Origin of the sequence: Pseudoalteromonas sp. 2CM41L, from assembly GCF_023161905.1 — a bacterium.
Taxonomy (GTDB): Bacteria; Pseudomonadota; Gammaproteobacteria; order Enterobacterales; family Alteromonadaceae; genus Pseudoalteromonas; species Pseudoalteromonas atlantica.
On record NZ_JALNTN010000004.1, the window covers coordinates 42125 to 65285 of the forward strand.

At 41.4% G+C, this 23161-nt stretch carries 22 protein-coding genes and 1 tRNA gene; 10 read left to right on the plus strand and 13 right to left on the minus strand.

What is annotated here, in order from left to right; genetic code table 11:
- The 3 genes from MTF64_RS07010 to dnaQ all read right to left on the minus strand — a co-directional run bounded on the left by MTF64_RS07010 (position 1) and on the right by dnaQ (position 2265).
- Positions 1-74, minus strand: a tRNA-Asp gene (locus tag MTF64_RS07010).
- Between the two features lie 98 nt (positions 75-172).
- On the minus strand, positions 173-1543 hold the full coding sequence (locus MTF64_RS07015; RefSeq protein WP_024033683.1) for a TIGR03503 family protein: 1371 nt from the start codon (positions 1541-1543) through the stop codon (positions 173-175).
- A gap of 8 nt (positions 1544-1551) precedes the next feature.
- On the minus strand, positions 1552-2265 hold the full coding sequence (gene dnaQ / locus MTF64_RS07020; protein ID WP_138579816.1) for a DNA polymerase III subunit epsilon: 714 nt from the start codon (positions 2263-2265) through the stop codon (positions 1552-1554).
- 68 nt (positions 2266-2333) lie between these two features.
- Here dnaQ and rnhA point away from each other — a divergent pair, with 68 nt between their 5' ends.
- Entirely contained in the window at positions 2334-2798 is a 465-nt protein-coding gene (gene rnhA, locus MTF64_RS07025; RefSeq protein WP_004585980.1) for a ribonuclease HI, read from the plus strand.
- Between the two features lie 78 nt (positions 2799-2876).
- On the opposite strand, the gene MTF64_RS07030 is transcribed toward rnhA, so the two are convergent.
- Positions 2877-3653: a class I SAM-dependent methyltransferase gene (locus MTF64_RS07030; protein ID WP_055255234.1), complete on the minus strand. Its 777-nt coding sequence runs from the start codon at positions 3651-3653 to the stop codon at positions 2877-2879.
- Positions 3654-3706: 53 nt separating this feature from the next.
- Between MTF64_RS07030 and gloB the strand changes: the two genes are divergently transcribed.
- Together gloB and MTF64_RS07040 are read left to right on the plus strand one after the other, a co-directional pair.
- Entirely contained in the window at positions 3707-4480 is a 774-nt protein-coding gene (gene gloB, locus MTF64_RS07035) for a hydroxyacylglutathione hydrolase (RefSeq protein WP_248450995.1), read from the plus strand.
- A gap of 184 nt (positions 4481-4664) precedes the next feature.
- Complete coding sequence (locus MTF64_RS07040; protein ID WP_024033687.1) at positions 4665-6242, plus strand: LysM peptidoglycan-binding domain-containing protein; 1578 nt, start codon at positions 4665-4667, stop codon at positions 6240-6242.
- 275 nt (positions 6243-6517) lie between these two features.
- On the opposite strand, the gene MTF64_RS07045 is transcribed toward MTF64_RS07040, so the two are convergent.
- From MTF64_RS07045 to MTF64_RS07055, 3 genes are read right to left on the minus strand one after another with little or no spacing between them, the layout of a single operon-like run.
- On the minus strand, positions 6518-6967 hold the full coding sequence (locus MTF64_RS07045; RefSeq protein ID WP_138579817.1) for a flavodoxin: 450 nt from the start codon (positions 6965-6967) through the stop codon (positions 6518-6520).
- Entirely contained in the window at positions 6967-7731 is a 765-nt protein-coding gene (gene truC, locus MTF64_RS07050; protein ID WP_248450996.1) for a tRNA pseudouridine(65) synthase TruC, read from the minus strand. The genes MTF64_RS07045 and truC overlap by 1 nt, the downstream gene beginning before the upstream one ends.
- Positions 7724-8044 (minus strand): YqcC family protein, encoded by a 321-nt coding sequence (locus MTF64_RS07055; protein ID WP_248450997.1) that lies wholly within the window; start codon positions 8042-8044, stop codon positions 7724-7726. Before MTF64_RS07055 ends, truC begins: the two co-directional genes overlap by 8 nt.
- A 105-nt stretch (positions 8045-8149) precedes the next feature.
- Between MTF64_RS07055 and MTF64_RS07060 the strand changes: the two genes are divergently transcribed.
- Both MTF64_RS07060 and MTF64_RS07065 read left to right on the plus strand, forming a co-directional pair.
- On the plus strand, positions 8150-9178 hold the full coding sequence (locus tag MTF64_RS07060; RefSeq protein WP_004585973.1) for a DUF3549 family protein: 1029 nt from the start codon (positions 8150-8152) through the stop codon (positions 9176-9178).
- Positions 9178-9477 (plus strand): DUF3301 domain-containing protein, encoded by a 300-nt coding sequence (locus MTF64_RS07065; protein ID WP_004585972.1) that lies wholly within the window; start codon positions 9178-9180, stop codon positions 9475-9477. Before MTF64_RS07060 ends, MTF64_RS07065 begins: the two co-directional genes overlap by 1 nt.
- Before the next feature lie 741 nt (positions 9478-10218).
- Here MTF64_RS07065 and MTF64_RS07070 read toward each other — a convergent pair.
- On the minus strand, positions 10219-10863 hold the full coding sequence (locus MTF64_RS07070; protein WP_248450998.1) for a GNAT family N-acetyltransferase: 645 nt from the start codon (positions 10861-10863) through the stop codon (positions 10219-10221).
- 211 nt (positions 10864-11074) lie between these two features.
- On the opposite strand from MTF64_RS07070, the gene MTF64_RS07075 reads away from it, so the two are divergent.
- From MTF64_RS07075 to MTF64_RS07085, 3 genes are all read left to right on the plus strand, one after another.
- Entirely contained in the window at positions 11075-11314 is a 240-nt protein-coding gene (locus MTF64_RS07075) for a DUF2789 domain-containing protein (RefSeq protein WP_004585970.1), read from the plus strand.
- 269 nt (positions 11315-11583) lie between these two features.
- Positions 11584-11847 (plus strand): hypothetical protein, encoded by a 264-nt coding sequence (locus tag MTF64_RS07080; RefSeq protein WP_004585969.1) that lies wholly within the window; start codon positions 11584-11586, stop codon positions 11845-11847.
- A gap of 13 nt (positions 11848-11860) precedes the next feature.
- On the plus strand, positions 11861-12634 hold the full coding sequence (locus MTF64_RS07085) for a Zn-ribbon-containing protein (RefSeq protein WP_248450999.1): 774 nt from the start codon (positions 11861-11863) through the stop codon (positions 12632-12634).
- A 224-nt stretch (positions 12635-12858) separates the two neighbouring features.
- Here MTF64_RS07085 and syd read toward each other — a convergent pair whose 3' ends face one another.
- Positions 12859-13398, minus strand: coding sequence for a SecY-interacting protein (gene syd, locus MTF64_RS07090; RefSeq protein WP_029774013.1), 540 nt, complete (start codon positions 13396-13398; stop codon positions 12859-12861).
- 59 nt (positions 13399-13457) lie between these two features.
- Here syd and queF point away from each other — a divergent pair, with 59 nt between their 5' ends.
- Positions 13458-14303, plus strand: coding sequence for an NADPH-dependent 7-cyano-7-deazaguanine reductase QueF (queF, locus tag MTF64_RS07095; protein ID WP_054982267.1), 846 nt, complete (start codon positions 13458-13460; stop codon positions 14301-14303).
- A 65-nt stretch (positions 14304-14368) separates the two neighbouring features.
- Here queF and MTF64_RS07100 read toward each other — a convergent pair whose 3' ends face one another.
- The 3 genes from MTF64_RS07100 to MTF64_RS07110 are packed head-to-tail and all read right to left on the minus strand — an operon-like array spanning position 14369 to position 20681.
- Complete coding sequence (locus tag MTF64_RS07100) at positions 14369-15250, minus strand: peptidylprolyl isomerase (RefSeq protein WP_248451000.1); 882 nt, start codon at positions 15248-15250, stop codon at positions 14369-14371.
- 20 nt (positions 15251-15270) lie between these two features.
- Positions 15271-18954 (minus strand): translocation/assembly module TamB domain-containing protein, encoded by a 3684-nt coding sequence (locus tag MTF64_RS07105; RefSeq protein WP_248451001.1) that lies wholly within the window; start codon positions 18952-18954, stop codon positions 15271-15273.
- Positions 18954-20681: an autotransporter assembly complex family protein gene (locus MTF64_RS07110; RefSeq protein WP_248451002.1), complete on the minus strand. Its 1728-nt coding sequence runs from the start codon at positions 20679-20681 to the stop codon at positions 18954-18956. Before MTF64_RS07110 ends, MTF64_RS07105 begins: the two co-directional genes overlap by 1 nt.
- A gap of 213 nt (positions 20682-20894) precedes the next feature.
- Between MTF64_RS07110 and MTF64_RS07115 the strand changes: the two genes are divergently transcribed.
- Positions 20895-21230 carry a ribonuclease E inhibitor RraB gene (locus MTF64_RS07115; protein WP_039972099.1) on the plus strand — a complete coding sequence of 112 codons (336 nt, stop codon included), beginning with the start codon at positions 20895-20897 and terminating at the stop codon, positions 21228-21230.
- Between the two features lie 16 nt (positions 21231-21246).
- Here MTF64_RS07115 and MTF64_RS07120 read toward each other — a convergent pair whose 3' ends face one another.
- Positions 21247-22998, minus strand: a complete 1752-nt coding sequence (locus MTF64_RS07120; RefSeq protein ID WP_248451003.1) for a DEAD/DEAH box helicase — start codon at positions 22996-22998, stop codon at positions 21247-21249.
- Between the last annotated feature and the right edge of the window lie 163 nt (positions 22999-23161).

The following is a 23161-nucleotide window of genomic DNA, read 5'->3' on the forward strand; positions in this document are numbered from 1 at the left end:
CGGAGTGGACGGGACTCGAACCCGCGACCCCCGGCGTGACAGGCCGGTATTCTAACCAACTGAACTACCACTCCGCATTTTCGTTTCTGCTTAGGTCTCCCTTTGCAGCGGCGTGAATAATACGAATCAGCCCCTACTTCGTCAAGGGCTTTTTTGTTTTTTTACAGGTTTTTTAGTCATCTGACATCGAAAGGTTTAAAATTTCACCTGATTTGTCACTTTTTGAGCCATTTTTGCCGACTTGATTTTTTTCTGCATCGGCGTTGCTCTCATCGTTTACTTTCTTTTTGTTTAAAAAAGGCAGTTTAAAGTTAAATTTGATTGGCTTTTTCTGTACAAAAATACGAATTGCTAACCACCCTAACAATAAAATGAGCAAATTACAGCCCACGATTAAAGTCACTAATGTAGAAGTGGCCATTTTTTCTTCAACGGGCTCAGCTTCCAAGGCCAGGTTTTGATCAATAAGCGTAGCAGGGTCTATTTCTGGTACTGCTTCTATTGGCCTTTCTATCTCAAATTTGTATGTTGGTATTGTGGCCATAAACTCACGACCGTTTATATTAGTGCCAAAAACAGACAGTTCAACGCTGTATCTTCCCCAATCATAGTTTTTAATTGCTAGTTGGCGTGTATCACCCGCTTGCGCGTCAATAGTGAACATTTGCTCTTCATTGTTAGGGTAATAAATTTTTCCCTGCACAATAACAGTTTCGGGTTTAACTATGTTGCTATCTATATTAATAGATAGCTGGTGATCGTCAGTATCAAGCTCTGCCAGTGCGACCTCAGATTTAAATGGCGGTTCATGCACAATGATAGGGTCTTGCACAATCCGTCGCTGTAATAAGGGGGTCGCTATATAGAGTTCTGGTGTCCACTGCCCTGCTGGAAAGTCTAATTTAAATTCGCCAGTAAACACTCCATCGTTAGGGCGTTCATCAAAGCCGCGGCCATCGTCTTTAAATTCGGCAACTTCTTGAGTGCCTGCACCAAAGTTTGCATAGCTTTCATCGTTGGTACTTACAAAGTCAACGTTTAGGCTAACTACATCTGTGAATAAGTTAGCATCGATAGGCTCATCATCATTTAAAATTTCGCCCGTTATTTTTATTGTCTCGCCTCTAAATAACATAGGAGGTAATGGCTGTGCTTTTAAAGACACTTCCCCTAACACCACAATGCGGCTGTCGGGCAAAATGCGGCCAATAACTTGCCATGGGCCAGCCATCGGTTTTTTTATGGTGATTAAGTCGTAACTAAGCTCATCAAACCAATCGAGGTTGGGATCTTTAACGGCGTTAGTGGCAAAGTACTTGCTGCCATCGGGCCTGACTAAAATAACCGCGGGCGAACCTGGCTTTCTAAAAAATAGTAAGGTTATTTCGTCTAATTGGCTGTCTATACGAAAACGGTTATCTAGCAGCGGTATTTCATTTTGTTCGCCGTCGCGTTTAAGCAGCTCTACTTGCTTAACGGCAAACGCACTGGCGCTAAACAGTGAGGTGGCGCACAGTACAGTTATAAAATACATCGTTTTCATAGTTGGCCTTATTCAGCGCGCCATAAACAGTGGCCGCCTTCTTTGTCTATAAGATCGAGTCGTGCTTCGTGTGCGCTTTGCTCAGCGTCGTTTGCGCGCAATACAACTAAAGGTGCTCGGTCACTACTTAAGCGTCTTATGCCACCAGTCTGTTGCTCGCTGCCGTCATCTTTATTTTGGTTTAAGTTTAGCTTGGTTTGCCCGCCAGTCATGGCAAGGTAAACATCGGCTAAAATTTCAGAATCCAGTAATGCGCCGTGTAATGTTCGTTTTGCGTTGTCTATATCGTAACGGCGGCACAAAGCATCTAGGTTGTTCTTTTGACCAGGATGCAAGTCACGCGCCATTTTAAGGGTGTCGAGAACTTGGCAGTACTCGTGCGTATTTGGGTAGCCTTGGTTAAGCAGCGCAAACTCGTTATCCATATGGCCCACATCGAACGGGGCGTTATGAATTACAAGCTCTGCACCTTTAATGTAGTCAAAAAACTCTTGCGCTATATCGCGATAAAGTGGTTTATCACGTAAAAACTCGTTGGTAATACCGTGAACATCTATTGCTTCTTCTTCAATGCTGCGTTGTGGGTTAATGTAAACATGAAAATTATTACCGGTTAAACGTCGGTTTATTAATTCTACACACCCAATTTCTATAATCCGGTGCCCCTGTTTGGGGTCGATGCCGGTGGTTTCTGTATCTAAAACTATTTGTCTACGTGCCATATCGAATTTAGCCTGACTCTGGTATCTTTCTATAATCACTTTATTGTACATAATATCAAGGTAAAACAGTGCAAAAAACCGTAGAGATTTACACCGATGGCTCATGTTTAGGTAATCCGGGCCCTGGTGGTTATGGTATTTTTATGATTTATAACGGCCACGAAAAAAAATTAAGCCAAGGGTATAAGCTAACCACAAACAACCGTATGGAAATGCTCGCTGCCATTGTTGCCCTTGAATCACTCACCCGCCCTTGCACCGTTAACCTCACCACAGATAGCCAGTATGTTAAGCAGGGTATTGAGTCGTGGATTGCAAATTGGAAAAAACGGGGCTGGCAAACATCGGCAAAAAAGCCGGTTAAAAATGTTGATTTATGGAAGCGACTTGATAGCGCTTGTAGCGAGCACACGGTTACATGGAAATGGGTAAAGGGACATAGCGGGCATAAATATAACGAAATAGTTGACGATTTGGCCCGTGACGCTGCAGGCAGTAGCAACCTACTTGATGATGTAGGGTATCAACCTTAACCCGTTAAAGCTTTTGCACTTTTTAGTGCCATGAGTGTAAGGCTCATGGCTGGGTTAAAAAGTGCCTACTTACATTTTTTAACTATTATTATTTTTTTGCTCACACTGTTTAAAGTGCTGCTTTGATGTTTGTCTAAGCCCTGCCCCCTTTACAGGTGAAAACTGCGGCCTTGCATGCCACTTAGGTTTTATAGGCGTAAGCGGAGCCACGCGTTTTCGCGCCACCAGCATATACACACTCCCCATAGGTTTTAAATACTGTTTGGCAAAGCTGCGCCAAAATGCAAACCGCGAAAGCCTGTTACCACGCGCAAGAGATGAGTAAATAAAGCGCTCATCGCTAATAATTTCAAACCCCAATAAATTAAGCCAATCTTTTACCCGCGCAGGCGTAAAAAAACGCCCCGTCCACGGCAGCTTTTGGCCGCTAAAGGGCAACATTTGCGCCAATCCACATAAACTAAACGGATTAAATCCGGTAATAACAATGTAACCACCGGGTATAAGTGTACGATGCGCCTCGCGTAATATGTGATGTGGGTCTGAGTGATACTCTAAGCAGTGGCTTAAAATACACGCATCAACACTGTGCTCATAAAAAGGCAGTTCGTCTATATCGGCTATTACACCTGTGTAAGGCCCCTCTTCGGCAACACATACTTGGTGTTTTATAGTGCTTATGCTGGTATTAAGCTCGCCACTTAAATTACCTAATTTAAGCATATGGTAACCAAACATACGCGGCAGCCATTGATCCATTTTTTGTTCAATGTCAGCACGTAAATAATCCCCATGAGGGAACTGCTGCCATGACAGCGGTTTGGGTCCTTCTTGAAAACTAAGGGCTGGTTTCATTTTTATAGCTCGTTATACTAGGTGTTACCCGTCACTTTATAGAGCAAATTAATATGGTGCAAGTTAAAGCAATTAAAGCATTTTCTGACAATTATATTTGGTGTTTAACTACCCATAATAGCGACCTAGCGTGGGTGGTTGACCCAGGCGACGCACAGCCCGTTATGGCGCATTTAGCAGAGCATAACTTACAACTTGGTGGCATTTTAATTACCCATCATCATAGCGATCATACCGGTGGCGTAGCCGAGCTTGTAAAACAGTTTTCTAACATTGCAGTGTACGGTCCTATTAACAGTCCGTTTGCGGGGATCACTAATACACTGGTTGATGGCGATAGCATTGCGGTATTGGGTACGCGTTTTAACATTATTACCACCCCTGGCCATACGCTTGATCACATTTGTTATATTCATGAAGAGTTGGCTTTTACCGGCGATACGCTTTTTAGTGGGGGCTGCGGGCGATTATTTGAAGGGACGCCTGAGCAAATGTGGGAGTCGTTTAATAAGCTACGTGAGCTATCTAAAACCTGTAAAGTGTATTGCACGCATGAATATACACAAGCTAATTTAGCATTTGCAAAAGCCGTTGAGCCGCGTAACCCTGAGCTACTCCAATACAGCGACAAAGTAGATGCACAGCGTGCTAAGGGCGAAATTACACTGCCAAGTACAATAGGCCAAGAGCTTAAAGTTAATCCATTTATGCGCAGCGACCTACCTACTATTACAGAGTTAATTCCAAAAGAATTTGTGTTGGTTACAAAAAACAATGAACCATGGGAAAACTTTGCAAGTCTGAGACGATTCAAAGACAACTTTTAGTTAAGATATGTTGACCTGTTGTAATTAATTTTGCAGCATCGTGGTTAGGTATATCCTAGGTAAAACCATTGGTTTAAAAATAGCGAATGGTTTTATCAACATGTTAAAGTTGGTCGTTAAGTGGCAATGTTGACTCATAACGGGTAGTATTCGCCGAGTTTTTTTACCTGATGTATTGGTATATATGAATAAATCTCCTCTATTAATTGCCTTGGCGCTTGCGCTAAGTGGTTGTCAAACATTAACAACCGTAGATTCAGACGCACAAGCTGCTACCCAAGCAAATAAGCGCTTAGAAGGCGCAAGCCCTAACGATATTAACAATGCATTGATGGTAAACGCCCAATATCAACACGTTGAGCAGAGCGAAGACGCCCCCGTTTTTGACGATGTGTGGGAGCGCATTCGCTACCAACTGTCTATTGATGTACCGCAAAACCGCCCTGTTGTTACCGAGCGTAATTACTATGCGCGTCATCAAGCTTATTTAGACCGCATTTCAAAACGCGCAGAACCTTATTTACACTTTATTGTTGAAGAAGTAGAAAAGCGCGAAATGCCTATCGAAATCGCCCTTTTACCTATTGTAGAAAGCGCATTTGACCCATTTGGCTACTCTAATCGCAGTGCTTCGGGTATTTGGCAATTTATGCCAGCCACTGGCGAGCGTTTTGATTTAAAACAAAACTGGTGGTACGACGGCCGACGCGACATAGTGCAATCTACGCGTGCTGCCCTTGATTACTTATCGTATTTACACAAAACCCTTGAAGGCGATTGGTTAAACGCCATTGCGGCTTATAATTCAGGCGAAGGGCGTTTAATGCGTGCGATTAAGAAAAATCGTAAAAAGCATTTACCAACAGACTTTTGGTCTCTCGACTTACCAAGCGAAACCACCGCGTATGTACCAAAGCTTTTAGCCCTTGCCGATTTATTAAAACGCGCTGATGAGTTTAATGTAAAGTGGAAACCGGTTATCAACGCGCAAGTTGTAGAAGTGGTTGATGTAGGCACACAGATTGACTTAGCACTGGCCGCAGATATGGCCGATATGACTCTTACTGAGCTATACAGGTTAAACCCAGGCTTTAACCGCTGGGCGACCGACCCTAACGGTCCGCATTTTTTACTATTACCCACCGATAAAGCGGAACAATTCAGCCAAAAGCTGGCGCAAACCGATGTTAAAGACCGCTTACGCTGGCAGCAATACACTGTGGCGCGCGGAGATAGCCTATCGGTTATTGCTAAAAAGTTTACCACCAGCACCAGTGCTATTCGCTCGCTTAATAAATTAAAGTCAAACACCATACGTATTGGCCAACAGTTATTAGTACCCTTAACCGATGGCGCAATTAATAGTGAACATTTACCTAAGCAAATGCGTTTAGCTGCTAATAAAGCCACCCGTACTAAGCTGTCGCACACGGTTAAAAGTGGCGACACCCTGTGGGACATTAGTCGCGAATACGATGTCACCATGGATGAGTTGGCCTCGTGGAATAAACTGAAGAAAAACTCAGTATTGCGCTTAAATCAAAAGCTCACTGTTTATAAATCAGCGAGTAAACCACAAGCAACTGCAAGTACTAATCGCACCATTACGTACAAAGTACGCCGTGGTGACTCGCTTGCTCGTATTGCGTCTAAATTTAATTTAACCGTAAACGAAATTATTAAGTGGAATAACTTAGCCGGCCAAAAGTATTTACAGCCTGGCCAAAAGTTAAAGCTTAAGGTTGATGTAAGAAGTAGTTAACCAACGGTTTAATAATTAAAAAAGGAGCGCATGCGCTCCTTTTTTTGTACATATAAGCAGTTTAATACCAATTCGCTTAATTAAGTGCTCTATTTTGAGGACGGAAAAACGTGTTAATAGCTAGGCAATAAATTCGCTATTTAGTTGTTCTCGGCAATTGCTCCTGCATGGCTCTGCCTTCTGCATCCATGCGGTCGTAAATGAGCATTTTTTAACGCAGCTAGCGACACGTTTAACCCCGCAAAATGATTAAGCATTATTGCGCATTGGTGTTACTAAGCTGGTAATTTTTCAAGCCATGCTTTTAACCACGGCTCTGCTACAGGCCATGGCTCAAAGTCTTCGCAGGCATCTATTTCTAAACGGTTTCCTACCGGCTTAGCTTGCAAGTCACGTAGTAGCTCATCAAAGCTGCGCCCTGCACCGCAAAACGTATCGCCGTAGCATCTATCGCCCATGGCTATAACACCAAATGGCTTATCAGTAAGCATCGGAAATGTGCTGTTCATAGCAAAGTAGAGCCCAGCTAAATTGTTAGGTACATCGCCTTGCCCTGTGGTAGAGGTAACAACTAATATATGTGAGGCGTTTTTAATATCATCAAGTGAGGCCTCACTAATAACGCTCGCAGTGTGCCCCGCTTTTTCAATTGTATTTGCAACGTCGTAGCTTAAACGTTCTGCACCGCCGTTAACGCTGCCTACAAAAATACTAATATGTGCCATTAATAATCCTTTTCTTGCTGTGGCCAACCTAGTTGCTTACATATACTAAGCATGTCTTCACCTAGTGGCGCTTTAATTACGATGGGTTTATGCGTGTAAGGGTGCACAAAACTAAGCTGCGTTGCAAATAGCATTAACCGCCGCAGTGCAAAATGTTCCCTAAAAAATTGATTATGCTGATTATCACCATGATTTACATCACCAATTATAGGTATTGATAAATGATTAAGGTGGCGCCTAATTTGATGCTTTCGCCCTGTTTTTGGAAAACACTCTACGAGCGAGTAACGCACCGTGGGGTATTTACCAATAGGAATTGGTAGCGTGGCTTGATGCAGACAATTAAATTGCGTTTGCGCCGCTTGTGGCGCTTTATTTTGCGAGGCAAATTTGTCAGCTATTTTATCAAGCTCTTCTTTTAACGGTTTATCTAAAAACACCGATTCAGGCGCAAAACCACGTACAAGCGCTAAATAACGTTTTGTAATAGTGCCTTCAATAAATAGCTTGTTCATGTCTCGGGCAGATTCTGAACTTAAAGCAAATAGCAGCACACCTGATGTTGGTCTATCTAGCCTGTGCACCGGAAATACATGTTGCCCTAATTGGTCGCGCAGCATTTGCATTGCAAACTGGGTTTCATATTTATCTAAAAAAGAGCGATGAACCAATAAGCCTGCGGGCTTATCTATGGCAACAAAGTATTCGTCTTGGTAAAGAATATTAAGCTCGCCGTACTCTACAGGTTCACCCTTTTCAGTCATTGGGTTTACCTAAAAAAGCATCAAGTTCACTAAGTAGCGTTATAATTTCGCCGCTGCCGGTTTTATCCACTAACGCCATTTCAGCCATAGGCGCAATGGCAAAATTTTGCGGCAATGGTTGGTTAAGCGTTATTAACTGCTGCATTTTTTCAATAAATACAAACTGTAACCATTGCTCAAATGCCATGGTATCGTGACAAAAAGGCACTTGAGATTGTAATTTATGCGCCTCTATTGGCGTGCTTTGCCACAGCTTATGTTTTTTTAAAAGTGTGCTTAATTGGTTTAAATAAGCCTGAGTTTGCTGATACATAACCACTCTTCTTTTTACGTTATAGGGCAATTATACCCTGTTCCCTCAATGCCTGCTATGGCGTATAATTGAGGCAATTTTGCAGTAAAAACAATTGAGATAACGATGAGCGAACACATAGCGACACTTGGCCAACTTTTAGATGGCGCCGGTACACAATGGCGTGCTTTTGATATTGGCAGGCATATTACTAAGCTTGATAAAAAACAGTTTTTAGCTATTGAGCAAGCACAAGTTCCTTATCCTTATCCGCTTGCGGGGCATGCATGGCTGGCTATTCAATTTTGGGATAGCAAAGCAAGTAAAGAACCTTATGTATGGTTTTTAAAGTTTCCACTTGATGAGCAAAGTAAATTAGTGAGCGCGAGCCGCGATCATTTCGCTAATATGGTAATTGAAGCCCTAGGCAGCGAAATAACCGGCGAGCAAGCCGATGGTAAGCTAGATAATAACCCTTATGTGTTTACCCCTAATGCAAATAAATTAGCGGCTTTTAACGCCCAACTTAAAGTATTGTTAAAGCAACCAGCCTCTAAATATTACGAGCACACCCAGCTGTACTTTAGTGGCACTTTAGGTTTTGATGATTGGCAAAGCGTTGCGCTACAAGGTATTGCCGATTTTGCACTGCGCTTAAATAACGACAACAACTTAGCAAACTTGCAAAAAGCTTGGCCGCATTTACCACTAGAGGTATTGCAGCCTTTGAGCGCCATGCTTGAACATGTAGAAATACCGCCATCACTCAGTGAGCTTTTAGTCGCCTATGGCCACACTGCCATTGAAAATAACGATACAATTGCACTAACTGCCGCACTGCGCTCGCTTTCAAAAGGCCAAGCCCAAGGGCTGTGTACACAACTAGTAGATGCTGCATTAAGCTCATCTGTTGGCACTGATTCAGATGTACTTTTAACGATTGCAGGGCGATGCTTTTCTCAACTAGAAGAGCCTGAGCGCTTACATATTTTTATGGATAATTGTGCGCACCACCAGCAAATTGCCGAGCTATTTCCCAGTATCTTTGCTGATTTAGTTGCAATACCCACTATACGCCCACATTTATTAGGCTTATTACGTAAAGAAAACCGCAGCGAAACGCTCGCTCGCGCAATTGGAAGGTTGTTCTCTTAATGGCTACTTTGTGGACGTTTATCGCCATTGGCGCTGTAATTTACTTATTTTGGCTAAACCGAAAAGTAGCAGAAGCTGCTAACAGTCATGCCGCGCGCCAAGCTGAGCAATTACAGGTTCAGTTAATGAGCGTAGCGTGCACAAAACGCCGCTTTGGCATTTTAAAAAATGGCAAACCGGGGATCAAAAGCGAATTTATGTTTGAGTTTTCAAGTGATGGCGAAAATGCCTATCAAGGTATTTTAATTATGGAAAATGAAATGCTAAAAAGCGTTGTTGTGCCGCCACACAAAATTTAACTCTAATCGTTAAAACCGGTGGGGTTAAAATGAAACCACTAAAATAAGTTAATACATAAAACTAAGGCGTAACAAAAGTTACGCCCCACTCTTACAGCATCCTGCTTGTTATCCTTGACCCAAAATCCGTATTATCATCCCCTGAACGAGTAAACAACCCTATTTACCCTCAACATTGCATCCTGCAAAATCCATAACCATCCTGGCTAACCCACGTAAACTAACGCTTGGCTACTTGCTGTAGCATCATCCTTGGTCATCCTTTTAAGTAGCTCCTGCCACTTTAAATGCATCCTGCATTTTCCACTTGCCGCCTTGGCCATCCTGCGTAAACTAACGCTCCTGCTACTTCCTGTAGCCTCATCCGTAAATATCCTTAAGTAGTTCCAACTACTAAGCGCTTCATGCACTTCCTAGTTCGTCCTTGCGTCCTTTTTAACTTGTCCTTTATGCTTCCTGCTAGCATCTGCTATGTTGCCTATTCCGTATCCTTGGCAGTAGCTTAGTCATTAAGCTATGTCGTCTTGACAAGTTAAATACTACGCGAGTTTGGGTTTCATCCTACTAGGTAAACAAAATTAATTTTTCGTAATATATATGAAAAAATATAAAACCCTATACTAAACAGCATCTTACCCCATTAAAGCCGCATTTATGAACGACCGTAACTGATAATGCGCACGCCAATGTAAGATATATCTCACGGGCATATGTCCGTAATGGCGCTTATCGCTTACAGACTTACTTTGCATATGGTTTAAAAAGAAGCTCTCCGGATACTTTATTAAAGGCAAGTGCTTTAAAAGTGCTAAATCCTTCTGATTTAAAAAACGTATTATGCTCTTGGTGTGTAACAAAAACGGCAAGCCCTTTAGCCCCTGTGTTTTTAGTTGCTAAATCATCTAAGCCTCGTAACAGGTAGCGCCCAAGTCCGTGGCCTTGCACGTGCGGGTCTACCGCAATAAACGCTAAATAGTAGTAATCGCCAATCTCATTAAGCGCAGTGCGTATTGTTTGCTCTTTTTCTATTAGTTGGTTGGTTTGCAAATACCCTGCGCTCAGCATTAGCTTTAAGCGCCAATGCCAATAACGCTCTGGTTGTAATTGGCTGCTTGACTCAAATACACACGCCACCGCTTTTAATTTATCATCGCGGTACAAGCCTATTAATGGCAGTTTTTCTTGCCAAAAAGCACTGAGCTCTTCGCGTATCACTGAGCGTAATTTTTTCTCGTAGGCAGCTATATTATGTTGATCATAACCTAATAAATTTTGAAGTAGCGGATCATCATGATAGGCCTGATAGATTAAACTCCCTGCAGTGCTTATATCTTCAGGGGCAAGGTATTGTACGCTTAATGTGTGCTCATTAGAGGTGACTGTCATTGTGTATCCTTTTTGCTTTACTACCCTCAACGTTGCCAAACTATTTACCGTATATAAAGTAATTGGTAATTGTATGGCGAAAATGTTTATCTATACTGCAAGTTAACTATATACCTAAAGCAAAAATACCGTCAATTCAGCGAGAGTTTAACTAGCAAAGCCTATAGTCTGGCTCTAAGCTTGGTTTAATTTAATCAGATGGAGTAATAATATGGATACGACAAAACACGATATGAAAACGTTGTTTGCACAATTGGGTTTACCTAGCTCAGAACAACAGATTGACGATTTTATTGCTTCTCACTCACTAGAAGACACAACGCTTTTACAACAAGCTCCTTTTTGGGATGAATCACAGCAGCATTTTTTAGCAGAATCGCTAGCAGAAGATGGCGCGTGGAGTGAAGTAATTGATGAACTTGATGTGAGGCTTCGCCAAGAAGGTAAGTAATACTAATTTGCTCAATTATGCGACCTATTTTGAGGTTCGATAAACGTGTTTATAGCTAAGCAAAAATTCACTATTGGCTGTTCTAAATGAAAAATTTTTAACACAGGTAGCGACCCGTTTAGCCCCTCAAAATGATTAAGTATTATTGCGAATTGGTATAATCCCCCCTCTGCTTATACCAAGGCTTTATGCGCCTTGGTATTGTTGCTACTATAGCACCCGCGCAGCAAACACTTGCTGCGCTTATATATTAAAGAGTTACAAATCTAATGAATGCAGTTGTATTTGATGCAATTAAAGTCCTTCTTGATGAAGGCAAAACCCCTACTGTTGCCCTAACTAAAAGCCGTTTAGCACAACCTGTGCCTATGCCGGTTATTATTGCCGCAGTAAGTCAATATAAGAATAACCCTGATTCAATTCATAATTTAATGAAAAACCCTGAGCAGAGCATCGTTGAGCCTAAAACATCTCAACTCGATCGCATTGAGAAAAAACTCGATAGGTTGCTAGCCCTGTTAGAGCAAAAATAATTTGAGACTATAAATGTTCGTTGTTGATTTAACGTTTGACTGCTACCAAGACACCACCCTAGAGCACGCCGAGCAAGCCATTAACCGATTAGTTAATGCACTGCGTTTTAACGGCCAAATTATGGGTGAAGAATTCCCAACTGTACTAAAAGATGGCTATTTTATTACCCGTGTAATGTGCCCAACCGAAGACGCCATGCACCCATTAAATAATAGCCCTTTTGTAAAACACAGTATTGAGAAGCTGCACAGTGCAGGTTTACTTGCTCCTAAAATAAAAGTTATTGGCCAAGACATTCACTCAAACGGTGCCGATACCTGTGAATCGCCTTCAAGCTATATTTTATACACAACCTATGTGCATACCTGTAGCCCACTGTATTGTGGTGATGACTTTTTACCCGTGCCATTATTTACTATTCCGGCCATTGCAAATGGTGATTATAAAACACTCATAAAATGGCAAGAAGATTGGCAAGCCTGCGATCAAATACAAATTAACGGCGCTACTCGGTGCGAATTTCCAGCGCTTGAAGAAATATCAAGCACACAAAGTGACTTATACCGCCGCGGTAAAGACATTGCTAAACGTATCCGCTTTTTAACTCAAAAACCGGTTTATTATTATTTATACCGTGTAGGCGGTGTAGATAAAGCCTCAGAACTTGAGCGGAAATGCCCTAGCTGCAATAGTGAGTGGAAATTGCCAGAGCCGTGGTTTGGGTTATTTGATTTTAGGTGTGAGCCATGTGGGTTGGTATCTAATGTTTCGTGGGATTTTCAGTAACTAAAAGCCTGCACTTTGCAAAATAAAGTTACACACCTTATACAAAATCAGCTTAATGCATTGCACTAAGCTGATTTTTTAATGCTCAATTAAATTAAGTGAAAGCGGCAAGTAAGGCTACAGTATCGTTATTTTTACTGTAATAACTGAGCAACCTTTAACGCATCTTGCACAGGGCTTATACTTCACAATAATTACTATTACTGCACATTGGTTTAATTAATCTAAACCTCAAGCGCTTTTAAAAAAGATTCTATATTGGGTGCAAGTACATGATGCGGCTTTTTACCTACGTACTCCAAACATACCTCACCGGTATTCACCTGCACGGTAACCAGTAAGTCATCTTGCTCAGTTAAACCAATGAATAGGGTTTCTGGCTGCTTTAATTTTCGTTTCATTAATACATGACCGGTAATATTTTGTTGCAGCAGCTCAAAATCATCTTTATTCCAAGCTTGTAATAACTCCACACGGTGACCATCTATACTAGCTAAAATGCTACCTCCATACATGTGCCCATAAAACTCATCAACCCCTGCTGGGAAGCTCAGTTCAAGCGCGCTAGCTAAATCTGATAACGAACCTGCGGGGGTTTGCAAAGCACTTTTCCATTGAATATTGCCTTGTGTGTCTACCTCGCCAAACTCGCAAGGGCTAGGCCATTGTTCATCGTGTGCCATAAGCGGATATTTAGCGGTGTTTTTAACGGTTTTTTCACAAAATTGCGTGTGAAGTTGGGCCATTTGCATTGCAACAGACATACTGCGAAACTCATTTAAATTAGATATAATGTCCCTATTGTAACTATTTAAGAGCAAACATGACAGATTACAGCAATTCTCCAGACCTTAAAGGTAGTGTGTTAGGACAATCTACTGAATATGTAGATGTATATTCGCCTAGCTTGCTTTTTCCTATTGCCCGCAAGTTAAATCGTGATGCTTTAAATATTGACGAAGCCGAGTTGCCCTTTAAAGGCCAAGATATTTGGACAGGTTATGAGCTTTCGTGGTTAAACGCTAAAGGTAAACCGCAGGTTGCCGTGGCGCTGTTTACTTTTGCGTGCCAAAGCAGCCATATTATTGAGTCTAAGTCGTTTAAACTTTACTTAAATAGCTTTAATCAAACCCGCTTTGAAAGTACTGAGGTGGTAAGACAGCATTTAATTGAAGACTTATCAAATGCGGTAAATAGCGATGTAGCGGTAACGTTATACGCACCTGATGACTATAACTGCTTACCTTGCACGCCATTACCTGGGCAATGTATTGACGATTTAGATATTGAAATAGATAACTACGATATTGACGCCTACTCACTTAAATCAAAAAGTGACACCCTGGTTACTGAGACCCTGCACAGCCATTTGCTTAAATCTAACTGCTTAATTACCTCGCAACCAGATTGGGCCAGTATAATTATTCGTTACACTGGCGAGCAAATATGCCATGAGGCACTCTTGCGTTATTTAATTTCATTTAGAACTCACAATGAGTTTCATGAGCAATGTGTAGAGCGTATTTATAGTGATTTAACCACGCAGCTAAACATTAAAGAGCTTGAAGTCTATGCGCGTTATACGCGCCGCGGTGGGCTGGATATAAATCCGTATCGTTCAACGCACTATAACGATACGCCTTTTGCGGTAAAAATTAATCGCCAGTAATACCAATCGACTTAAATATCACCATAAAAAAGGAGCTTAAGCTCCTTTTTTATACCCGTTATAAGCTAATCAATGCGCTTAGTCGGAATAGGCATTGCGCACACATCAATATAATTATGGGCGTATACAAACCAAGGTTCGGTACGATTTTTTCGCGCCTCAATCAATTCTCTAAATGATTGCGAGTCTGTTTTCATAACATTAAAGGTGCTTTTATCACGCTTAATATCGGCTAACACCTCAATGTTTTTAATTGGGTTAAATGGCGTGTTAGGAACAGGCTTACGCTGTAAACGATTAAAGTGCTCCATACCTTCAAGCACTCTTCCAAATACGGTAATATTTTTATCAAGGTAGCGCGGACCTTGGCTAATGGTGACAAAAAATTCAGTGCTTGCACTGTTGATCTCATTGCCACGCGCCATGGCAAACACACCGTGGCAATGTACCTGCCAAGTTTGTGTATTAGAGGCGTTTTGTGCGACAGCAAAACCGTTTAAAAACCCCGTTACAGGCGCGTAACCATCGCCTTGTAGCTCTGTAATTTTAAGCGGCTGTGTGGTGCTATGGTAAAACTCTGCAGGCACAGTTTTATTAGCCGTTTTAATTACTTTATTGCCTGAGCTGTCGCCTCCTTGAGCTACAAACCCTTCAACAAAACGATAAACACGGGTATTTTTATAAAAGCCTTCTCGTGCAAGTTGTTTTATGTGCGCAGTATGTTTAGCTGCAAGCTGTGGGTTAAGCTCAACATAAGCCGCCCCTGTAGGCAGCGTAATTTTTAAAACATTTTGCTTGTCTACATTTCGCCATTCGTGCGCTTTAGCATGCTTTATTACCTCGCTTGCGCTACGGATTGGAGTTTGTTGAGTGCCCGCGTGCTGCTCTGTGTGTTGGGCGCAGCCAGTTAATCCTGTTATTAGTGCTGCTAAATATAATCCTTTCATATAATCCTTATACTGCCTATTTAGTCCCAATCAAACTTATAGAGTAAATCAACATTTTGATTTAAACCACTGGTGATCTCTACATAAAATTGCGAAAGCAGCTGATAGCGAATAGCGACCTCGCTGAGCGAGTCAAATACCCCTACGCTGTATTTAACTTGTAAGCTAGGCGCTACATAGCCCGATATTTCAAGCTTAGTGTTATCGCCAGAGCCCGTTGAACTTAAGCTTACATCAGATAAACCAATGGTTTCGCCAACTTTAGATACAACGCCTTCACTGCGGCTCACCCCTTGTGAGAGCAATAACTGAGTAAGCATGGCATCGCTTGAACTGTCGCCCTCGCCTAGCGGCTGCCCATTGAGTAAATAGGCCAGCGCTTGTGCTTGATCCATTGCCGGCTCAGAAAATACTTTTAAGGTAGGCTGCTCAACGTTACCAGTAAGCGTAACACCTGCCACAACATCATTTGCTGTGGTGTCTGGATTACGTATGGCTTTAATATTTAAAAACGGTTGCTCAATTGAGCCACTAAACCCTATTTGCCCAGTACTAATAATTAAATCTTGGCCAAAAGCTAAATACGTACCATCAATTAAATTTAGCTCGCCAGTAGCAATTATAGGGGCGCCCTGGCTCATTTTGATGGCTAAATCACCCGCTATTTTCGACTCAAGACCAAACGATTCTATTTTTACATCGTTTTTAACAATCACTTTTAAATTTACATCGTAATCAAACGGCACGTTTTCTGCCGTTTCAGTTTGTTGATCAACAATAATCTCATCGTCGCTCACTTGAACGGCGCCCTCTGGCAGCTCTTCAATCATTACCCTGCCATAAGGCACAATCACTTCGCCAAACAGCTTTAATGCATTATTTGCAAGTCCAATGGTTAAATCAGGCGATACTTTAAACGTCACGCCTTGCTGCGCGCGTACAAAAAACTGCTCGCCGTTAACGCTTACATTTACCTCAGGCTGGGCGCCTTGCCAATCTACGTCGCCGGTTAGGTTGATTTTACCGCCTTGGGTGTCGTTTAAATTACCTTTAATTGTGGCGGTGGTTTTATCAAATAAAATATTTACATTAGATTTTTGCAGCACCACCGGCAACTGCTCACCTTCTAAATTGATATCACTGACATTTAACTCACCATTTAATAAAGGGTCTTGCAAAGTGCCGGCTACTGCCACGTTTCCTGTTATATCGCCTTTTAATTGCTCAAGGGTTTCGAGAAATGGATGTAAGTCTGATAGCAATATTTTATCTATATTAAGGTGACCGTTTAATGTTTGCTGATTTTGAATATCATCAATATTAATTTCGGTGGCTATTTTACCTAGCACACTTGAGCGTAAATCGGCCTCTAGCTTACCCGTTTGAGAATCAGTGTAAGCACTGACTTTTAGCGTCTCGATGGGTAATCTAAACCGGTCTTCCTCTGAGGTAAGAACAGCAACAAGGTCATCCGCATTTAAATTAGCGCGAAGTGTTTTTAATGCGCCCTCGTTCCAATTTGCAGCAAAGTCGCCGCTTATATCGCCACGCGTACGCATGTTATCTGGTAAAAAGTGTTTAAGCTCTTCAAGCGCTAAATTGCTCAACGTAGCATTAAATTGGCCCAAGTTTTTAGTTTGCGCAAGGGTATTAATACATAGCTCACTTTTGTTTGAGCGCCAGCAATGCGCACTCACATCAAAATCGCTGGTTTGGGTATTAAACATCACCGCAATTTTTTTACTATTACTAAAGCTGAGCTTTTTGTCACTTAGCGTTATATTACTGAGCGAGCCATTCCATACGTCATTATTGAGCTTACCGGTTACTTCAAGTTCAGCAGCGCCTTGCTCTGCATCTATGGCGGCAACCAGCTGATGGTCGGTTTTATCGCCAGTGGCAGTTAGCTCAACACTATTAATTACCTGATCAGCAACCATTGCTGAGCCTACGATTAAGCTCACATCGGTTTGCCAATCTGCGGCTGTATCGAGCTGGCCTTTAAGGGTGAGTTTATTAACGTTTATGTCGTTATACATAAAGTTATCGAGCAATAACGATAAATCAACGGCGGGGGTTAAACGGGGCCCTTTAACTTTTAAATCGGCCTTACCGTTTGCAACAAATGGCAGATTAGTTTGCTCATTTCCGGTAAGTGTTACTTTTCCGTCAACCTGCCAAGTGTCGTCAACTTGCCCGCTCAAGGTTAATTTATTGGCACCGCTACTTAGATACAGGCTGTCTATGTTGGCCTTTAGCGTATTATTCAGTGTAAAGTTTGAGGCAAATTCAAGCGGTGTTTGGTTCAGTGTACCTGCAAGTTGTGTATTATCCATTTGCAAGTGCCAGTTTTGCCCTTCGCTGTTAAAGCGCCCTTCTAGCTGGCCAGAAATATTACTTGTAAGCGCATCTGTTAAGTATTGTGCTTTTAAGCTATTTAACGAACCGGTAAAGTCGGCTTGTATGCCCTTTTGCCAATTAACATTACCTTTAAATATTGCACTACTGTCGTTTGCGTTTAGGCTTAAGGTACTTAGCTGCGCTTGGCTAAGCGAGCCGTTTAATTGCGTGTTTAATACTACAGCTGGATAGGCACCTAATTGGCTATGCGCCTTTAAACTTAGCGTGTAATCATCCGCATTACCCGAGGCTGATAAATCAACATTATTTACTTTTAGCTCGTTACTTTGAGCGTCAATCAACCATTGCTCAACTTTACCAGTAAGTTCAAACGGATAATTTTTTTGTTTTAAATTAGCCGTTGCCGTTAAATTTAATGGGTACTGACCAGTCGTGTGTAAATTTATATTTAAATCAGATAGATCACCACTTAACGCTAAATTCGCTTGGTGCAAGTCGCTGTTTAGCGCTACTTTAGCGTTTAATGGTAAGTTACCTGCAAGCTCACTAGTTAACTCTGTATTTAATTGCCATTGTTGGTACTGCGCGCTAAGCGTTTGTAAGTTAACTTTTTCATCTTCTACATTTAATACAAGCGCTATATTTTCGATTGTGTGAGTTTGCTCACCTTGCTCAATATCCACCTTTTTAACGTCAAACTGCTCTACCCGTAAATTAAGGGGCGATGTAAATTCTATATCTGGTAACGCAGGCAGCGCTGTTAGCGCCTGGCCTTGATTAGCCGCTGCTTGATTAGATGAGGCTGGTTGCTCTTTAAGCTTTACCAATACATCACTAATAGTTAGGCTTTTTAGTGCTAAGGTTGCATCTTCAGCTTTCGCTGCAAGGGTAAAGTTATTTACGGTTACATCAGCACTGGGATGATTTAATACAAATTCGTTTATTGCTACATTTTTAACGGCAACATTAAAGGGAAACGTAATTTTAGCTAATGGCTCTGAGTTGCTTTGTTGTGAGGCTTCGGATGCATTTCCAAGGGCAAGTTTGATTGACCGCGCACTTACATTTTCAAAACATAGGCCATCGCACTGCCACCAAAATAAATCTATTTTAAGCTGCTGCGCTTTAAAATCTGTACTGTGGTTTTTAAAGCTCACATTAAACGGGTTGTTATATAAAAAGCGCCCTTTTTTAATCTCAATATGTAAGCCGTCCACCATTTTATTGGCACTATAAGCAATAAATTGATTACCGGGCGCAGTAAATAACAAACAAAATATAATAACGGCAAGCGTGATTAAAACGCCGATGACGGCGGCGGATATTTTTTTAAATACTGACATTAAATTTCTGGCCCTATGGTAATGCTTAAACGTGTGCTTTTACTTTCTTTAGTAAGCCCCCATGCATGGTCTACTTTCACAGGGCCAATGGGTGTTAAATAACGAAAGCCAAAGCCTGCGCCCACTTCAAAGTCGTCCGAAAAGTCATTTGTGGCAGTACCGCCATCAACAAATAAAGCTGCACGCCAATTTTGTGCAAATTGGTAATTGTATTCAATAGTACTGGTTAATAAGTATTTACCACCGATTAAATCACCGTCTTCATCTTCAGGAGAAATAGACTGATAAGCAAAACCACGTACACTTTGGTCACCACCGGCATAAAAGCGCAGTGAGTAAGGGACGTTTTCAATATTATCGACCAGCATAGCGCCCACGTTTGCTTTTAAAAAAACTAAGTGTTTATCTAAATAGGTTCGCAGCCACGCATGCTGCAGCTGCACCCGCACTAAGTTGGTGGTTGAAAGTACATCATCTAAACCAAACTCAGCCGAAATTAGCCACTGCTCACCCCAATAAGGCGTTGTGCCTCCTTTTGACTTTTTACGGGCATAGCTAATACCGGGCATAAGCATTTCGGTGCTTTCTTCTGGTTCATCACCAATGCGGTATGTTTCTTGGTCTCGACGTAAAAAGGCCGTGCGTACCCATTTATCTTCAGTTAACCATTGGCGCTGCAGTTGGCCGGTCAGTATTTCACTGTATATGTCATCGGCAAGTTCATCTTCTAACTTGTAACCCACTGATAAACGCCATAAATCGTCGTTAGGGTCATCTACCGGAATGGTGTACGCCATAGAAATATCTTGCTGTTTCTCAGCTACATTTAAATTGCTTTCCAGATAATGCCCGTCTTCTGTGATCCAGGGTTTACTCCATTTAAAACGCACTTTCGGGCCCAGCTCGGTATTAAAGCCACCGCCTACTTCGTAGCTATTAGCAGGTTTGTGTAGCACATCAATATTTATAGGCACTTGGCCGTTGGCTCTTGCTGGTATATCGGCATAAATACGCACGCTTGCAAAATACGGTGTGCTTGAGAGCTCAAGGTTATAATCGGCAATTTGTGTGGCTTTATAAGCTTGCCCTTGGGTAAAAGGTGCAAGTGAACGAATGTATTTTTCTGCGGGGGTTTCGCTGGCAATGATTATATTGCCATACGTGTAGCGCACGCCGGTATCTATATTAAATGTAATAACGGCAGTGTTTTTTTGCACTGATACAGCAAGTTTTCGGGCTGGCCATTTAGCATCAAAATAGCCTAGCTCTAATAGCATTGACTCTATTTTTTTATGAGCTGAGTAGTACCTGCCATGATTAAGAATATCGCCCTGGGTTAAATTTAAGTTTTTAATAACGTTTTGTAATTGCGAGTCGTTTTTACCCTCACCATTAAGCTTTATATTAATAGCTTCTATGCGCGTTGCAGGGCCGCGCTCTACTTTAACGATAAGCTCTTTATCGTCTTTATCAAACTCAATGTCTACCGTTGGGTTGTAATACCCCAGCGCTTTAATACTGCTTTGCACTTGCTTTTTGGCATAGCGGCGCAAGGTTCTGGTGGGTTTTTCGCCAACCAGTTGTTTTAAATATAGCTCAACGTTACTTTCTAACTCGCCACTAATCCCTTTAATTTCGTAATCTTCAATTACCCTTTGCTCAGCGCTGACTTGAGTGCTTATAAAACAAGCTAAAAAAAACACAAAACGTAATAACTGTTTGAACAAGTAAATATCCTTACTTTTTATTCTTTAAAAATTAACCACCAATGAGTTGCATACTACCATAGCCATAATGAGCAACACATTAACTTAATGGTAATCTTGCACCAAATTTCACTCCCCTTTAAAGCCTATAAAGTTAAAATTAATACGCTTTAAAGCAATATTTTGGTTACAATAGTGGCTACGAATACAAAATTAATTTTAAATGAGTTTTTAATGCAATTCCCTGATGATGATAACGGCCAACTTTTAGCCGAAATAGCCGCTGCTGGCGTTGATTTAAGCAAAATGCACCAAATCGATTTTTTCATTTTATTTGAACAACAAGCTGATGCTGAAAAATTTTCCAAAGAAATAATCTCTGATGCATTAGTACAAAGCGCAAACGTTGAAAAATGCAAAGACACAGGCGTGTGGGAAGTGATTACTCATGTACAAATGGTGCCAGAGCACACATTGCTTGGCCAAGCAGAGCAATACCTTGAAAGTATTGCTAACAGTTACAATGGCTATGGCGATGGCTGGGGTTTAATGGACGAAGACGCCGCTTAACAAAAATCAGTTAAGCTTAACCGCTTAACTGATTAGCTTTTCTAAAGTTGCCAGTGTAATCAAATAATTTATCAGATACTTTCCAGCCATACTTTTTACTTTTACGCGCGATAACAAAATCAGGGGGCACTAAATCAAACTGTGCCTTAATAACCTGCTCAGCACTTGTAAATTCGACAGGCGCATGCCCCTGCCCTAGGCGTTTACCAAACTGTTTATTAAAAATATACTGCCCGCCTTTACTAGCAAGGTTATAGACCTCATCGCAACTTGCACCATCTTCATCAAAGTAGGTTATTTTAATTAAATCATCTTTAAGTTTTACCACTGATAACCCACTACAGCGCAGTACTAACGCATCTTTTAAATTAAGGGCGTTACGTAGCTTGTCGTCGGGGTCGGCCATTACTGCGCCGCAATCATGGCATTTACGAGCTGCTATATCGTTTTGAGCGCCGCATTGTTCGCACTCTTTAAACCTAAACCGATAATCGCATTGCTCTTTATGGCCTTCGTCATCTTCTAATAAACCTTGGCAGCGCCTGCCAAAATGCTCAACTACTTTGCCATCAGCATCGGTTTTTCCCCAAAAAATATTTGCAAACCCACACCCAGGGCAAAGCACTTGAACGGGCTCATTATCGCTATCACCTTTTTTATCGCCCACCTCAGGGTGAAATAAATCAAAGCCGTTGCCTGCGTAATCTATAACTAAGCAGTCTGTTTTTCCTTCATTTAGCCTAAGCCCACGGCCAACAATTTGCTGGTATAAGCTAACCGATTCGGTGGGACGTAAAATAGCGATAAAATCGACATGCGGCGCATCAAATCCGGTAGTTAAAACAGAAATATTAACGAGGTATTTTATGTTTTTTTGTTTAAATTGATTTATTAATTTATCGCGTTCTGCATTTGGGGTATCGCCAGTTATAAGGGCACTTTGCTCTGCGGGTAAATAAGTTAAAATTTCTTGCGCGTGCATCACCGTTGCCGCAAATATCATCACGCCTTGGCGGGTTTCACTGTATTGTATTACCTGCTTCAGTATAGCTTGCGTTGCGCGCTCGCTATTTTTTAAAAGCGCATTCATGTCATCAGTCGTATATTGACCAAATGCATTAGTAGCCAAGGACGAAAAATCATAATGACTAATTGCCGCGTCCACTTCATTTGGCGGCGTTAAGTAATTATGTTTGATCATATACCTGAGCGGTAATTCAAATATACAGTTTTTAAATGGACTTTCTTTATTACCTTTTACAAAACCATGGTAATGATGATGGTATATCCACCCCATTCCTAATCTATAAGGTGTGGCTGTTAAACCCAATACTTTTAACTGAGGATTATATTCTTTGAGCGTATTTATAACCTTTCCATATTGGCTTTTTTTATCACCATTTACTCTGTGGCACTCATCAATAATAAGCAAAGAATAATGCTCATTTAATTTATTTAAATTACGCGATAAAGACTGAACACTGGCAAAGATAACTTGGTGGTTGAGTGATTTTTCTTTTAACCCTGCTGAAAATATACTCGCTTCTAAACCAAAACTTTTATATTTTTGTGCGTTTTGCTCTACCAACTCTTTAACATGTGCAAGCACCAAAATTTTTTGCTTAGCAATACGCGCAAGCTCTGCAATAACAAGACTTTTACCCGCACCGGTAGGCAGTACAATCACGGCAGGATCATTTGTTTTTCGAAAATGTAAAACGGTGCGCTCTACGGCCTCTTGCTGATACGGCCTTAATTTATAGCTCATGAAAATAGTAAATAGAATAACCAGAAATGCAGTTTAACAAATACTAAGCGACTGCGGGGAGTTTAAGGTAAGTTTTGGCCAATTAAATCTCGCGTACAAAGCGTAAGCCTAAGTTTAGTTATTAAATTATACGCCATTAAAAAGAGAAGCCGTAGCTTCTCTG